The 12,730-nt window shown below is 75.5% G+C and carries 11 protein-coding genes and 1 tRNA gene; 7 read left to right on the top strand and 5 right to left on the bottom strand.

The genetic code is table 11. The features are described from left to right. The first annotated feature begins 32 nt into the window (after positions 1-32). A tRNA-Gly gene (locus ACI79H_RS04580) sits at positions 33-103 on the top strand. A 62-nt stretch (positions 104-165) separates the two neighbouring features. Here ACI79H_RS04580 and ACI79H_RS04575 read toward each other — a convergent pair. Next, positions 166-3,417 carry an ATP-binding protein gene (locus ACI79H_RS04575; protein ID WP_456553195.1) on the bottom strand — a complete coding sequence of 1,084 codons (3,252 nt, stop codon included), beginning with the start codon at positions 3,415-3,417 and terminating at the stop codon, positions 166-168. 175 nt (positions 3,418-3,592) lie between these two features. On the opposite strand from ACI79H_RS04575, the gene ACI79H_RS04570 reads away from it, so the two are divergent. Both ACI79H_RS04570 and ACI79H_RS04565 read left to right on the top strand, forming a co-directional pair. Then, positions 3,593-4,009, top strand: a complete 417-nt coding sequence (locus tag ACI79H_RS04570; protein WP_456553194.1) for an MmcQ/YjbR family DNA-binding protein — start codon at positions 3,593-3,595, stop codon at positions 4,007-4,009. A gap of 40 nt (positions 4,010-4,049) precedes the next feature. Next, positions 4,050-4,961 (top strand): DNA-formamidopyrimidine glycosylase family protein, encoded by a 912-nt coding sequence (locus tag ACI79H_RS04565; protein WP_456553193.1) that lies wholly within the window; start codon positions 4,050-4,052, stop codon positions 4,959-4,961. A 32-nt stretch (positions 4,962-4,993) separates the two neighbouring features. Here the strand turns inward: ACI79H_RS04565 and ACI79H_RS04560 are convergent, their stop codons facing one another. Next, positions 4,994-5,512, bottom strand: a complete 519-nt coding sequence (locus ACI79H_RS04560; RefSeq protein ID WP_456553192.1) for a hemerythrin domain-containing protein — start codon at positions 5,510-5,512, stop codon at positions 4,994-4,996. A gap of 132 nt (positions 5,513-5,644) precedes the next feature. On the opposite strand from ACI79H_RS04560, the gene ACI79H_RS04555 reads away from it, so the two are divergent. After that, positions 5,645-6,001 (top strand): VOC family protein, encoded by a 357-nt coding sequence (locus ACI79H_RS04555; RefSeq protein ID WP_456553191.1) that lies wholly within the window; start codon positions 5,645-5,647, stop codon positions 5,999-6,001. Between the two features lie 63 nt (positions 6,002-6,064). Here the strand turns inward: ACI79H_RS04555 and ACI79H_RS04550 are convergent, their stop codons facing one another. Next, positions 6,065-7,048, bottom strand: coding sequence for a sigma-70 family RNA polymerase sigma factor (locus tag ACI79H_RS04550; RefSeq protein ID WP_456553190.1), 984 nt, complete (start codon positions 7,046-7,048; stop codon positions 6,065-6,067). Between the two features lie 110 nt (positions 7,049-7,158). After that, a complete protein-coding gene (locus ACI79H_RS04545) occupies positions 7,159-8,802 on the bottom strand; it encodes a hypothetical protein (protein ID WP_456553189.1) in 1,644 nt (547 codons plus the stop codon). Positions 8,803-9,006: 204 nt separating this feature from the next. On the opposite strand from ACI79H_RS04545, the gene ACI79H_RS04540 reads away from it, so the two are divergent. Then, the gene (locus tag ACI79H_RS04540; protein WP_456553188.1) at positions 9,007-10,323 is read left to right on the top strand and encodes a sensor histidine kinase; all 1,317 of its coding nucleotides are present in this window, start codon (positions 9,007-9,009) and stop codon (positions 10,321-10,323) included. Beyond that, positions 10,320-10,979, top strand: coding sequence for a response regulator (locus ACI79H_RS04535; RefSeq protein WP_456553187.1), 660 nt, complete (start codon positions 10,320-10,322; stop codon positions 10,977-10,979). The genes ACI79H_RS04540 and ACI79H_RS04535 overlap by 4 nt, the downstream gene beginning before the upstream one ends. 4 nt (positions 10,980-10,983) lie before the next feature. On the opposite strand, the gene ACI79H_RS04530 is transcribed toward ACI79H_RS04535, so the two are convergent. Further along, complete coding sequence (locus ACI79H_RS04530) at positions 10,984-11,400, bottom strand: MarR family winged helix-turn-helix transcriptional regulator (RefSeq protein ID WP_456553186.1); 417 nt, start codon at positions 11,398-11,400, stop codon at positions 10,984-10,986. Positions 11,401-11,476: 76 nt separating this feature from the next. On the opposite strand from ACI79H_RS04530, the gene ACI79H_RS04525 reads away from it, so the two are divergent. Then, positions 11,477-12,721 (top strand): GNAT family N-acetyltransferase, encoded by a 1,245-nt coding sequence (locus ACI79H_RS04525; protein ID WP_456553185.1) that lies wholly within the window; start codon positions 11,477-11,479, stop codon positions 12,719-12,721. The last annotated feature ends 9 nt before the right edge of the window (positions 12,722-12,730 follow it).

Below are 12,730 nucleotides of genomic sequence, written 5' to 3'. Positions count from 1 at the left end.
CCGCCTGGCCCGTTACGCTGACCGAGCACCTCGCGGGTGTAGCTCAATGGTAGAGCCCCAGCCTTCCAAGCTGGCCATGCCGGTTCGATCCCGGTCACCCGCTCCGCGACGAATCGTCCGCGCTCTGCGGGCTCTTCCCTCGCATCGCGAGTGCCCGCCCGGGCGTCAACCCCTGAGCAGCTGCTCGGCGGCTGCGGTCTCCTCGCCGTCGTATCCCGGCGGCACGTCGGCCAGCGCCTCCGCGAGGAGATGGCGCCAGCCAGGGGGCCGGCAGGACGCGGGGAGCCGGGCGAGGTCGAGGGCTGCTCGGAGCCGGACGACGCGTGCTCCTTGCCCGGTCGCGGTCCGCACCGCCGCAACGAGGTCCTCCACGGCCGCCGAGGCCTCGCCTCCGCGCATCAGCGTCAGGCCGGCGCGCTGACGGAGCAGGTCGGGGAGGTGGATCTCCTCCCCCATCCGCCGCACCGCGTCGAAGGCCTCGGTCAGGTGCCGATCGGCCCGGTCCAGGTCCCCGGCCGCCGCGTCGAGCCGGGCGAGGTGGGCGAGGTGGAAGGGCAGGAAGGTCAGCCACCCCGTGCGTTCCAGCGTGGCGAGGGCATCCTCGAGGAAGTCGCGGTCCGGCGCCCCACCGGGTGTGCCCGTGGCGGCCCAGGCGGCCCCCCACGCGGACCGGAACGGGAGGCCGTGCTCGCGGCCCACGGCGACCATGTCCCAGCCCGCCCGTGACGCCGCGTCCTCGTCCCCGAGGAAGTACCGGATGATCGAGACGTAGCACTGGACCAGGACGAGGGTGAACGGACCCTGCGGGGAGCCGATCTCCGCCGCCCGTCCGAGGGCCACGCCCTCCCACCGGCGCGACGCGTCGAGGTCCCCGCGCATGGCGCCCACGGCGGCGAGGACGCTCCCCGACGCCGCGATCGGGTCGTCGGGCAGCGGCCACAGCGGCGAGACGCGCTCGTCGGCGTCGCGGGCGGCGAAGGCTCGCTGCGCCCGCTCCAGGTGCTCCTGCGCCGGCACGAGGTGGCCGCGGTGGAACTCCTGGAAGCCCGCCAGCACCGACACCTCCGGCCGGAAGGCGGCGTACGCCGGCTCCCCCACCATCGCGGTGAGCTGGTCGAGCACACCGAGAGCCGTGGTCAGCCGTCCGCTCGTGAGCCAGTAGGCCCACAGGGCGACCAGCGCGGGGAGCACCTCCGGACGCCCGAGCCGGGCGGCGATCTCCTGGGCCCGCCGGTGGTCGGCCTCCACCTCGGGCGAGGCGTAGCCCTGCATCGAGCTGACGGCCAGCCCGTGCATCAGGACGGCGTCGAGCTCGCCGAGGTCGCGTTCGTCCGAGGGGGAGACGGTGTCGAGCAGCTCCAGCACCCGCGAGAACAGCCTCCTGGCCTCCGGGTGCGCCCCGCGGCCGAGCTCGAGCCGGCCGGCGTCCGCGTACCGGGCGACCGCCTGCTCGACCGCCCCGGCGAGGTCCAGGTGCTGCGCGACGAGCGCGGGTTCCGCACCCCGGGCAGCGAGCGCGTCGGCCACACGGGCGTGCCTCCTGCGCCGCACGTCGAGCACCTGCGTCTCGTAGGCGGCGTCCCGCATCAGCGCATGGCGGAAGCGGTAGGTGCCCGCCGCGAGGCCGACCGGCTCGACGATGCCCGCGTCGGCCAGCACCCGCAGCTGGTCGGTCACGAGGTCGGCGTCGCCGGTGACCGCCGCGACGGTCGCCGGGTCGAAGGTCGACCCGATGGTCGCGGCCACCTGGACCACGCGCAGGTCGACGCCCGGCGCCTTGAGGCGCCAGGTCAGCAGCTCCTGCAACCGCAGGGGTATCGACTCGCCCCGCCGCGCGTCCAGGCTCGAGCGCGTGAGCTCCTCGATGAAGAGGGGGATCCCCTCGGCGTGCTCCAGGATGGCCGTCCTCGCCGGGCCGTCCAGGTGCTTCCCGGCCGCCAGGTTGTCGACCAGGCGGTTGGCGGCGGAGCCGTCGAGCCGGCCGAGCTCGACCACGGAGAGGCGGTCCCGCCACGGGACGGCGGCGACGTCGCGTGCCGTCACCACCACCAGCAGGCCCGCGGGACCACGGCGGATGACGCGTCCGAGCAGTTCCACGGTCGAGGGATCGGCCCAGTGCACGTCCTCGACGGCCAGCAGGTGCGGGCGGACCGCGGCCAGACCGGCCAGCCAGTCCACGAGCAGGTCGAGCGTCTCGTCGAGCACGGCGCTCGGATCGAGGTCCGGCGCCGGGAACTCCCCGGTCGGGGCGATCCCGACCAGGGGGCCGAGGAAGGGGATCCCTCGAGCCGGGTCCAGCCCGGCGTCGCGGAGGTAGCTCGCGAGCCGGTCCCGCCGATCGGCGTCCTCGCCCTCGCCGACCAGGCGCTCGAGTAGGCGTGCGACCGGCCACAGGGAGACGTTCGCGTAGTAGGGCAGGCACACCGCACCCACGACCTGCCCGCCGCTGGCCTCGACCCGGTCGAGGAGCTCGACGACCAGCCGGGACTTGCCGATGCCCGCCTCCCCGGCGACCAGGAACGAGGCCTCCTGCGGCTGAGCGCCCTCCCGTACCTCGCGCCAGGCGGAGAGCAGCCGGTCACGGGGCTCGTCCCGGCCGACGAGCCCGGCCTTGCGGTACCGCTCGGCCTGGAACCTGGCGGCGGCGTAGCGCGGGCGCTCCACGGCGAAGACCTCGACCGGGCGGCTGATCCCCTTGAGCCGGCGTTCCCCCAGCGAGCGCAGGAAGAAGTCGGAGTCGACCATCTGCTGGGTGACGTCGCTGACGACCACCGTGCCGGGGTCGGCCGCCTGCTGGATCCGCGCGGCGAGGTTGGGCACGAGGCCGACGACCGAGTCGCGCTCGGCGACGGCGCCGCCGTCGCTCAGGTCCGTGACCACCACCCGGCCGGTGTGCATCCCGACGCGGACCTCCGGCGCCACCCCGAAGCGGTCGGCGAGCTGCGGGGCGGCGTCGCGCAGCGCGACCACCAGGTCGAGGCCGGCCAGCACCGCCCGCCGCGCGTCGTCCTCGTGGGGCGACGGGTGGCCGAACCCCGCGAGGATGCCGTCACCGGAGTAGTGCAGGACGGTGCCGCCGTACCGGGTGACCGCCTCCTGGGCGGCCGAGCGGTAGAAGGCGAAGAGGTCGCGCAGCTGCTCCGGCTCCACCTGCTCGGACATCACCGTCGACCCCACGAGGTCGGAGAAGAGCAGCGTCATCAGCACGCGTTCGCCGGACGGGCCCACCTGCCGGGCCGCCACCCGCTGCAGGATGACCGCGGCGCGCCGGTTGTCCGGATCGACGGCGCGCACCTCCTCGGCCGTCGTCCGGGCAGGTTCGAGGTCGCCCGCCTCCAGGGAGGCCTCAGCGGCCGTGAGGAGTCGTTCGAGCAGGCGGGCGAGCCTCGTCTCCGCCGAGACGACGAGGCCGGTCACGTCCGCCCGCCCGGTGGGCCGACAGCACTCTCGCGGACCTCCACGTGACGTCCCCCTCACGACGCACATCGCAGCGTCCCCATGGTGGGTCGGTCGTCCGGGCGGGACAAGGGTGGGAGGTACGGCCGCGCGGTCGTGCCGACCCGGGCACCGCTCCGGCCCCTACGCTGCCGGCGTGACCGCTGACCGGCCGGCACGGGTGGAGGACGTGCACGAGCTCGCGCAGGCGATGCCGCACGTGACCGTGGTGCACGGGTCGCGGGGCAACGCGGTCTACCAGGTGGGCGGGAAGTCGTTCGCCTTCTTCCGCACGCCGCGCCCGGACGCCGTCGACGCGCAGGGGCACAAGCTGCCCGACGTGATCATGTTCTGGGTCGGGTCGGAGGCGGACAAGCAGGCGCTGGTGCAGGACCCGGCGACGCCGTTCTTCACCACCCCGCACTTCGACGGGCACGCCTCCGTGCTGGTGCAGGCCGGCCGGCTCAGCGAGATCGGCCGGCAGGAGCTCGCCGAGCTGGTGCAGGACGCCTGGCTCGCCCAGGCATCGGCGCGACGCCGGGCCGCCTGGCTGGCCGGGGCGTCGGCCCGCTGAGGCGACGGCGGGACCGGTTGCCGACGGGCACCATGGGGACGTGCCCGAGGGAGACAGCGTCTGGAAGGCCGCCCGGCGCATGCGGGGGCACCTGGTCGGCCGCACCGTCGTGCGCAGCGACTTCCGCGTCCCGCAGCTCGCCACGGCCGACCTGGCGGGCCGCACGATCACCGCGTTCGACTCCTACGGCAAGCACATGCTCACCCGCTTCAGCGGCGGGTTGACGCTGCACACCCACTTCAGGATGGACGGCGCCTGGCAGGTGGTCGGCCCGGGCAAGCGCCTGCCGCGCACCTTCGACGACGAGATCCGCCTGGTCCTGCACACCGACGGCCCGACGGCGTACGCGCTGCGCATGCCGGTGCTCGAGCTCCTCGAGACCGCGCGGGAGGACACGGTGGTCGGCCACCTCGGGCCGGACCTGCTCGGACCTTCGTGGGACGAGGACGCGGCCGTCGAGCGGCTGCTGCGCGATCCCGGGCGCCCGCTCGTCGAGGCGCTGCTGGACCAGAAGAACCTCGCCGGCATCGGCAACCTCTGGGCGGTGGAGACCTGCTACCTGCGCGGCCACTCCCCCTGGACGCCCGTCCGCGACGTCGACCTCCGGGCCACGGTCCGGCTGGCCCGCCGGATGCTGCAGCACTCCCTCGACCACCCCGGTCAGGTCACCACCGGCAACACCCGCCGAGGCCAGACCCACTGGGTCTACGGGAGGGCCGAGCGACCGTGCCGGCGGTGCGGCACGCCGGTCGCCTTCCGCGACTCGGTCACCGGCGCGCCGTACGCCCGCGAGACCTGGTGGTGCCCGCACTGCCAGCCCGGGCCCTTCCCGCCCCTGACCGAGCGCCCCACCCGGCCGGGGCTGCGGCGGGGGGTCGACGAGGAGTCCTTCGGCTCGCGCGGACGGCGCTTGCGCGGGGAGGCGGGGTACGCGCGGCGCCCCCCGAGGTGAGGCCGTGCCCCTGGATCACCGCGCACTCCCCCCTAGACGGTCGGGTCGCCTTCGGGCACCTCGATCGCGACCACGTCGGCCACCTTCGCGTCGGCGCCCGACAGGCCCTCGGCCTCCTCGTGCTCGTCGTGGAAGGCCAGCCAGCGCATGCCGAGCGCCTCGCGCTGCTCGTCGTCGACCGCCTCCTTGAAGGGCGGGAAGAAGTCGGTCTCCTCCTCGGCCATGTGGTCGGCGTTGACCTGCCGCGCGTTGCGGACCGCCGCCCACCAGCCGTCGCTGCCGAGCTCGTGCTCCCCGACGGCCGCCGCGGCGTGCCGGATCTCGTTGTGGTCGTGGACCCCTTCCGCTGTCTCCTGCTCGCCGTCGGCCTCCTGGGCCAGCAGCGGGTAGAACAGCTGCTCCTCGGCGACGGCGTGCACCTCGAGCCGGGCGTGCAGCGCCTCCCAAGCGGCGGCGAGATCCGGTCCGGACAGGTCGTCGAGGGCAGCGAAGTCCCGGCGGAAGATCTCGTGCTCGGCAAGGACCAGGGCGGTGATCTCGAAGTCGGACATGAGGGAGCCGCTACCCGCCCGGGCGCCCGCCACGCCCCGCGTCCTCCCCGGCGGTTTGTCCGCGCTCACGCACGGGGTAGCCGCGACGCAGCGGAGCGGGTCCGCTCCGACATCTGCGCTGGAGGAGAGACGATGGCAAGCGGTGTGGCGACGGTCTGGGTGCCCGTGGACGACATGGACAGGGCGGTGCGCTTCTACACCGACGTGCTGGGGCTGACGGCGAAGAACACCATGGCGGACTGGTCGGAGATCGACGCCGGCGGGCTGACCATCGGCCTGAACGCCCGCGAGGGGACGGCCGCCCATGCCGACGGCGGCGCCGTCATCAGCTTCACGCCCGACTCGGGCATCGAGGAGGAGGTCGAGCGCCTGCGCGGCGCCGGCGTGCAGTTCGCCGGTGACATCGCGAGCTACGACTGGGGCCGGATCGCCGCCTTCAAGGACAGCGAGGGCAACGACCTGCAGCTCTACGCGCCGCCGGCCGGCTGACGACGTCACCGGGCTCGTGGCAGCACGAGCCCGCTCCACCCCGGCGCCGCGGGGCGGGGACGGTCAGTCGAAGCCCGCCGGCAGGCCCAGCTTCACGAACAGCCCCGTCCCGACGTCCAGGAAGCTGGAGATGTGGGCGACCTTCCCGCCCTCGATCTCCAGCACGTGCAGCCCCCACGGCTCGTGCCCGCCACCCGCGCGGGGCCGGTACTGCGCCACCGCCGGCGTCCCGTTGGCCGAGGTGAGGAACACCTTCGACCCCTCGCACTCGCTGCCCGGGCCCCGCATCCAGGTGCCGATGTCCGAAGCACCGCGGAGCCACATCTCGAAAGGGGGCATGTGCTGGGTGGCGTCCTCGTGCAGCAGCTGCACGAACGCCTCGATGTCGTACCGCTCGAACGCGTCCAGGTAGCGGGCGAGCAGCTCGCGGTCGTCGTCGTCCAGGCTGCGCGGCGCCGGCCGGGCCTCCAGGTCGGCGAGCGTGGCCCGCGCCCGCTGCAGCGCGCTGTTCACCGAGGCCACGGTCGTGTCGAGCAGCCCGGCGACCTCGTCGGCCTTCCAGCGCAGCACCTCCCGCAGGATCAGCACGGCCCGCTGGCGGGGCGGCAGGTGCTGCAGGGCCGCGATGAACGCCAGCCGGATCGACTCCCGGGCCACCGCCTGCTCGGCCGGGTCGCCGTCCTCGGGGAGCACCTGGCGGTCGAGCACCGGCTCGACCCACGCCGTCATCGGCCGCCGGCCGGCCAGCGACGCCGGGACCGGCGGGTAGGGGTCGCCGGCGAGGTCCATCGGCAGCGCCCGCCGCTTGCGGCCGTTGAGCTGGTCGAGGCAGACGTTGGTCGCGATCCGGTACAGCCAGGACCGCAGCGCCGAGCGGCCCTCGAAGTCGCCCAGGCTGCGCCAGGCGCGCACCATCGTCTCCTGCACCGCGTCCTCGGCGTCGAAGGCGGACCCGAGCATGCGGTAGCAGTAGCCGGTGAGCTCGCGCCGGTGCTCCAGCAGCCGCGGGTCGAGCTGGTCGGTGGGGCCGAGGGCCACGCTGGTCACCTGGCAACTCCTCCTCCGGTGGGGTGTGCGCGCCAGCACACCACACCGGACCGACAGTCCGGGAGCCCCAGCAGCACGGTTCGGCTGTCGAACCGTGTGGGGGGCGGCCGCTACTGGTAGGAGACCAGGTCAGGAGCGGGGACGACCTGCTCCATCGTCTGCTGCGGGGTCAGCATCGGGGCGTCCTCGTCGTAGAAGTTCTTCCAGCCCCACCAGACCGGCGGCGCCCCCTGGTGCAGCGCCTGCCACGTGGCCTGCTTGTCCCCCTGCGAACCCTGGCCGTCCGCGTGCACCATGACCGCCAGCTCCTCGCGGGAGACGTCGAGCAGCTCGCGACCGGGCAGCATGTCCAGCCGGAACTGGTGCAGCACCAGCAGCTTCTGCGGCAGCCGCTGCTCGCGGGTGAGGTCGGCCAGCCAGGCGACGACGCGGTTGACCTCCTCCACGCCGACCGAGCCGATCTGGGTCAGGTGCACCTCGTCCGGCGCGAGCCGCCACTCCGGGTCCAGCGCCAGGCCGACGTGCGGCAGCTCCAGCAGCGGCCGGTACAGCTCCGCCTGCGTGACGAAGTCGGTGCGCCCGGGCTGCAGGTCCAGGACGACGTACACCCCGGCCGCCCCCGCCGCCTCGACCCAGGGCCGCAGCAGCTCGATGTCGGCCTCGGCCGAGTAGTTGCCGTCCGGGCCCGGGAACTCCGAGGCGACGGTCGCGATGATCTCGAACGACGGCACCACGGCCCGCCCCCCGGCCAGCGGCTCGTACGGCGCGGCGTGCTCGCGCGCCCGCTGGATCGCCGCGTCCACCGGCTGCTCGCCCAGCACGCCGAGGGCGGCGGTCCCGGGGTGGCCGTACAGCGCGACCAGCATCCGCTCGGGGAAGAGCAGCTGCCCGCCGCCCGGGAGCTCGGTCCCGGTCGCCGCCGTCTCCAGCTTCCAGTCCAGCCCGTCCGCGCCGGCCAGCTCCGCGCCCAGGACCACGACGTGCTCGGTCCCCTCGTCGGCCAGCGCCGTCCGCGCCGGCTCCGAGGCGCGCGGGTCGGTCGTGCCGTCGAGCACGACCACCTGCGCACCGGCCGCCCGGGCGGTCGCGGCGGCGGCGAGGGCCTGCTCGCCGGCGGGCACCAGGACGACGGTGCCGGCCTGCCCGTCCCCGGGCCGCACGTCCGGCAGGCGCTCGACGTCGTCGGCCGCGGCCGGCTCCTCGTCGTCGGGCACCAGCGCCACCGGCTCGTCCCGGTCCAGCCCGGCGACCGCGCCCACGGCGCCGTCCTCCGCGACCGGGTCGGCGTCCCCGAGCTCCAGGCCGGTCGCCTCGGCGACGGCGTCCGGCGACGCCGGCACCCGCACGACCTCGGGCCCGTCCCCGTCGACGTCGCCGTCGGCCTCGCCGACCGCGAGCACGGTCCCGGCGCCCAGCCGGTCCACCTCGTCCCCGAGGTCGGCGTCCTCCACCAGCAGCGGGACGCCCAGGCCGACGGCGGCGGAGGCGGCCAGCAGCATCCCGGGCCGGTCGTCCTCGCGGGCGGTCACCACCACCGGCGCGCTCTCGAACAGCACCCCGCTCAGGCCCGAGGCCAGGGCGCCGGCGTCGTCCTCCGGGAGCAGCGTGAGCGGCTCGGCGGGCGATGACATCCCGGCGGCCGTGGCCTCCCCCTCCGGTGCGGCACCCCGCGGCTCGTCCTCCGGAGCGGACCCGGTGCAGCCGGCGACGACCAGCCCCACGGCCAGGGCGACGGGCAGCGCACGGACGCGCACGGGGGACCTCCTCCAGCTCGGGAACGCGCCGACGGCGCTCCCCCGACCCTAGGCGGGTGCCGCGCCGCCCGTTCGCTGGACAGCGGCGGCCCGCAGCGGCCAGCATCGACCCGAGATGAGCGCGCGACGTTCGGGCCGGCCCGACCCCCGATCCACCAGCCAGCGGGCTGGGGCGGCACCCTGCCCGCGACGAGGCTCGACGGCATGACGACCGACACCGCCGTCCTCCCGATCATGACCACGCCAGCCGCCGACGAGGAGCCGCGCCGCTCGAACAGGCTGCGCCAGCTCGGCATCGACACCGGCTACACCCTGACCGGCTTCCCGCTCGCGATCGCCGCCTTCGTCGTCGTGGTGACCGGCCTGTCCGCCGGGGCCGGGCTGCTCGTGGTCTGGGTGGGCGTCGCCGTCCTGTCGCTGACCCTGCTGGCGGCCCGCGGGTTCGCCGCCGTCGAGCGGGCGTGGCTGCCGGCCGTGCTGGACCGGCCCGTGCCGGACCCCGCCTACCTGGTCGCCGAGGGCCGGCCGGTGCGCAAGCTGCTCACCCCGCTGCGCGACCCCCAGACCTGGCTGGACGCGCTGCACGCACTCGTCCGCTTCCCCGTCGCGATCGTCTCCTTCGTCGTCACGATCACCTGGTGGTCGGTCGCGCTCACCGGCATCACCTACGCCGCCTACGACTGGGCGCTGCCCGACTCCTCGACCGACCCGGACAACGAGGACCTGCTGGAGCTCGTCGGCCTCGACAGCACCCCGATCCGGCGCATCGCCCTCTACACCGCGATCGGCCTGGTCTTCGCCGTCCTGCTGCCGTTCGTCGTCCGCGCCGTCGCGCTGCTGCAGGCCCAGCTGGGCCGGGTCATGCTGACCTCGCGGGCCGCGGCCCAGGCCGAGATCGGCCGGCTGGCCGAGGGCCGCGAGGCGGCGGTCGCGGCGGAGGCGGTGGCGCTGCGCCGGCTGGAGCGCGACATCCACGACGGCCCGCAGCAGCGGCTGGTGCGCCTGGCCATGGACCTCTCCCGCGCCCAGCGGCAGCTCGACGCCGACCCGGCCGGCGCCCGCGCCACGCTCGGCGAGGCGACCGACCTCGCCCGCGAGACCCTCGAGGAGCTGCGCGCGCTGTCCCGCGGGATCGCCCCGCCGGTGCTCGCCGACCGCGGCCTCGCCGCCGCCCTCGCCGCCCTGGCCGCCCGCTCCCCCGTGCCGGTCGAGCTGACCGTCGACCTGCCCGCCGAGCGGCTCGCGCCGGTCACCGAGAACACCGCCTACTTCGTCGTCAGCGAGGCGCTGGCCAACGTGGCCAAGCACAGCGACGCCGCGCTGTGCCGGGTGCAGCTGTCCTGCGACGGGCTCCGGCTGCTCGTCGTCGTGGAGGACGACGGCCGGGGTGGCGCGGTGCTCGCGCCCGGGCACGGGCTGGCCGGCCTCGCCGACCGGCTGCAGGCGGTCGACGGGCACCTCGCCGTCGACAGCCCCCGGGGCGGACCCACGCGGCTGACCGCGGCGCTGCCGTGCACGTGAGCGGCCGCCCGCTGCGCGTGGTGCTGGCCGAGGACTCGGTCCTCCTGCGGGAGGGCCTGGTCCGGCTGCTGGCCGACGTCGGGGCCGAGGTGTGCGCGGCCGTCGGCGACGGGCCGTCGTTGGTGGCCGCGGTGGCGGAGCACCGCCCCGACGTCGCCGTCGTCGACGTGCGCATGCCGCCCACGCACACCGACGAGGGGCTGCGCGCCGCGGTCGAGGCGCGCAGCCAGGTGCCGGCGACGGCGGTGCTCGTGCTCTCGCAGTACGTCGAGGTGGCCTACGCCGACGAGCTGCTCGCCGACGGGGCCGGCGGGGTCGGCTACCTGCTCAAGGACCGGGTGGCCGACGTCGACACGTTCCTCGCCGCCCTGGAGGACGTCGTCGGCGGCGGCACGGTCCTCGACCCGCAGGTGGTCGCGCAGTTGTTCGCGCGTCGCCGGGCCGACGACCCGGTGCGCCGGCTCACCCCTCGGGAGCGCGAGGTGCTCGGGCTGATGGCCGAGGGCCACTCCAACACCGCGATCGCCCGTCAGCTGGTGGTGACCCCGGGTGCGGTGGAGAAGCACACCCAGCACATCTTCGCCAAGCTCGGCCTGGCTCCGGACGGCGACCAGCACCGCCGCGTGCTGGCCACGCTGGCCTACCTGCGGAGCTGACCGCTCAGCTGCGGCGCAGCGCCCGCTCCACGTTCTCGACCATCCGGGCGAGGACCAGCACGGTGCGCTCGTACTCCTGCCGGGACAGCCCGTCGGCGGTGTGCCGGCGCACCCGCCCGACCGCCCGCGAGACCCGGTCGTGCGCGGCGGCCCCGTCGGCGGTCAGGTGCAGCAGACCGGCGGCCGGCCGGTCCACCCAGCCGCGGCGGGCCAGGTCGCCGACGACGGCGGACGCGTCACCGGGGAAGTCCGCGAGGGCGGCGACGACCACGGGCTCCTGGTCGACACCCGCGGCGAGCTGGTGCAGCACCTGCCAGTGGCGGCGGGTCAGCCCCTCGCCGGCGACGACGGCGTCCAGCGCCTCCTCGAGGAGCGCGTCGAGGCGCTTCACCCACCAGCCGATCGGCCGCTCGTCGTCCATCCGCGCATCCTGGATACCGATCAGCGGCCCGACAACCCGTTGGCGCCCAACGTCCCCCGACCGGTAGACACGAGCCGTGCCCGAGGACCTCGCCGCCCAGCTCCGCCCGATCACCCGCGCGGAGTGGCCGCAGTTCCTCCGGACGATGGTCGGGGTCTTCGGCGACGAGCCCGCCGGCCGGTACCTGGAGACGCCGTCGCCGTGGGCCGAGCTCGACCGGTCGCTCGCGCTGTGGGAGGACGACCGCGTCGTCGCCACGGCGGGCATCTACAGCCGGGAGCTGACCGTGCCCGGCGCCGTCGTCCCGTGCGCGGGCGTCACCTGGGTCACCGTCGCCCCGACCCACCGCCGGCGCGGCGTGCTCACCGCGATGATGCGCCGGCAGCTCGACGACATCCGGGCCGCCGGACGGGAGCCGGTGGCCGCGCTGTGGGCCGCCGAGGCCTCCATCTACGGCCGCTTCGGCTACGCGCCCGCCACGCGGCGGGGCGGCTGGACCGGGCGCACCGAGCGGCTGCGGCTGCGCTCCGACGTCGACCTCGGCACCGGGGCCGTCCGCCCCGCCGGACCCGCCGAGTTCCGCGCGGCCGCCGCCGGCCTGCACGACCGGCTGCGCCGGTGGGTGCCGGGCAACCTGGCCCGCACCGACGTCTGGTGGGACCGGGTGATGCTCGACGAGCCCGAGGAGCGCAAGGGCCGGCCCGCCCTGCAGCTGCTGCTGCACACCGAGACCGACGGGACGCCGACCGGGTACGCCACCTACCGGCGGACGGCGCGCTGGAGCGAGCAGAGCGAACCGGACGGCGAGATCACGGTCGGCGAGGTGCGCGCCGCGACGCCGGCGGCCTACGCCGCGCTGTGGCGGTACCTGCTCTCGATCGACCTCGTCCGCACGGTGACCTCCGGGATGGCCTCGGACGACGACCCGCTGCGCCACCTGGTCTCCGACGTGCGCGCGCTGCACGCCCGACCGGTCGACGCGCTGTGGGTGCGGCTGGTCGACGTCGGCCGGGCGCTGTCGGCCCGCCGGTACCCCGCGCCGCTGGACATGGTGTTCGAGGTGCGCGACGAGTTCTGCCCGGAGAACACCGGCCGCTGGCACCTGTGGGGTCATCCCGCCGGCGCGTTCTGCGACCGGACCGACCGCGACCCCGACATCGTGCTGGGCATCGAGGAGCTGTCCGCGGCCTACCTCGGCGGCGTCTCGCTGGCCTCGCTGCAGGCCGCCGGGCGGGTGCGCGAGGTGAGCCCGGGCGCGGTCGTGCAGGCCTCGACCGGCTTCGGGTGGCCGGTCAGCCCGTGGTGCCCCGACGAGTTCTGAGCCGGGGAC

This window comes from Blastococcus sp. SYSU D01042 (assembly GCF_054050515.1).
The sequence above is the reverse complement of the archived record's forward strand: the minus strand, read 5'-3'. Positions and strand labels throughout refer to the sequence as shown.

Coding starts and splice junctions, on each gene's coding strand:
- ACI79H_RS04560 (WP_456553192.1), bottom strand. CDS start 5,512: ATGTCCGACTTCGAGATCACCGCCCTGGTCCTTGCCGAGCACGAGATC.
- ACI79H_RS04555 (WP_456553191.1), top strand. CDS start 5,645: ATGGCAAGCGGTGTGGCGACGGTCTGGGTGCCCGTGGACGACATGGAC.
- ACI79H_RS04540 (WP_456553188.1), top strand. CDS start 9,007: ATGACGACCGACACCGCCGTCCTCCCGATCATGACCACGCCAGCCGCC.
- ACI79H_RS04530 (WP_456553186.1), bottom strand. CDS start 11,400: ATGGACGACGAGCGGCCGATCGGCTGGTGGGTGAAGCGCCTCGACGCG.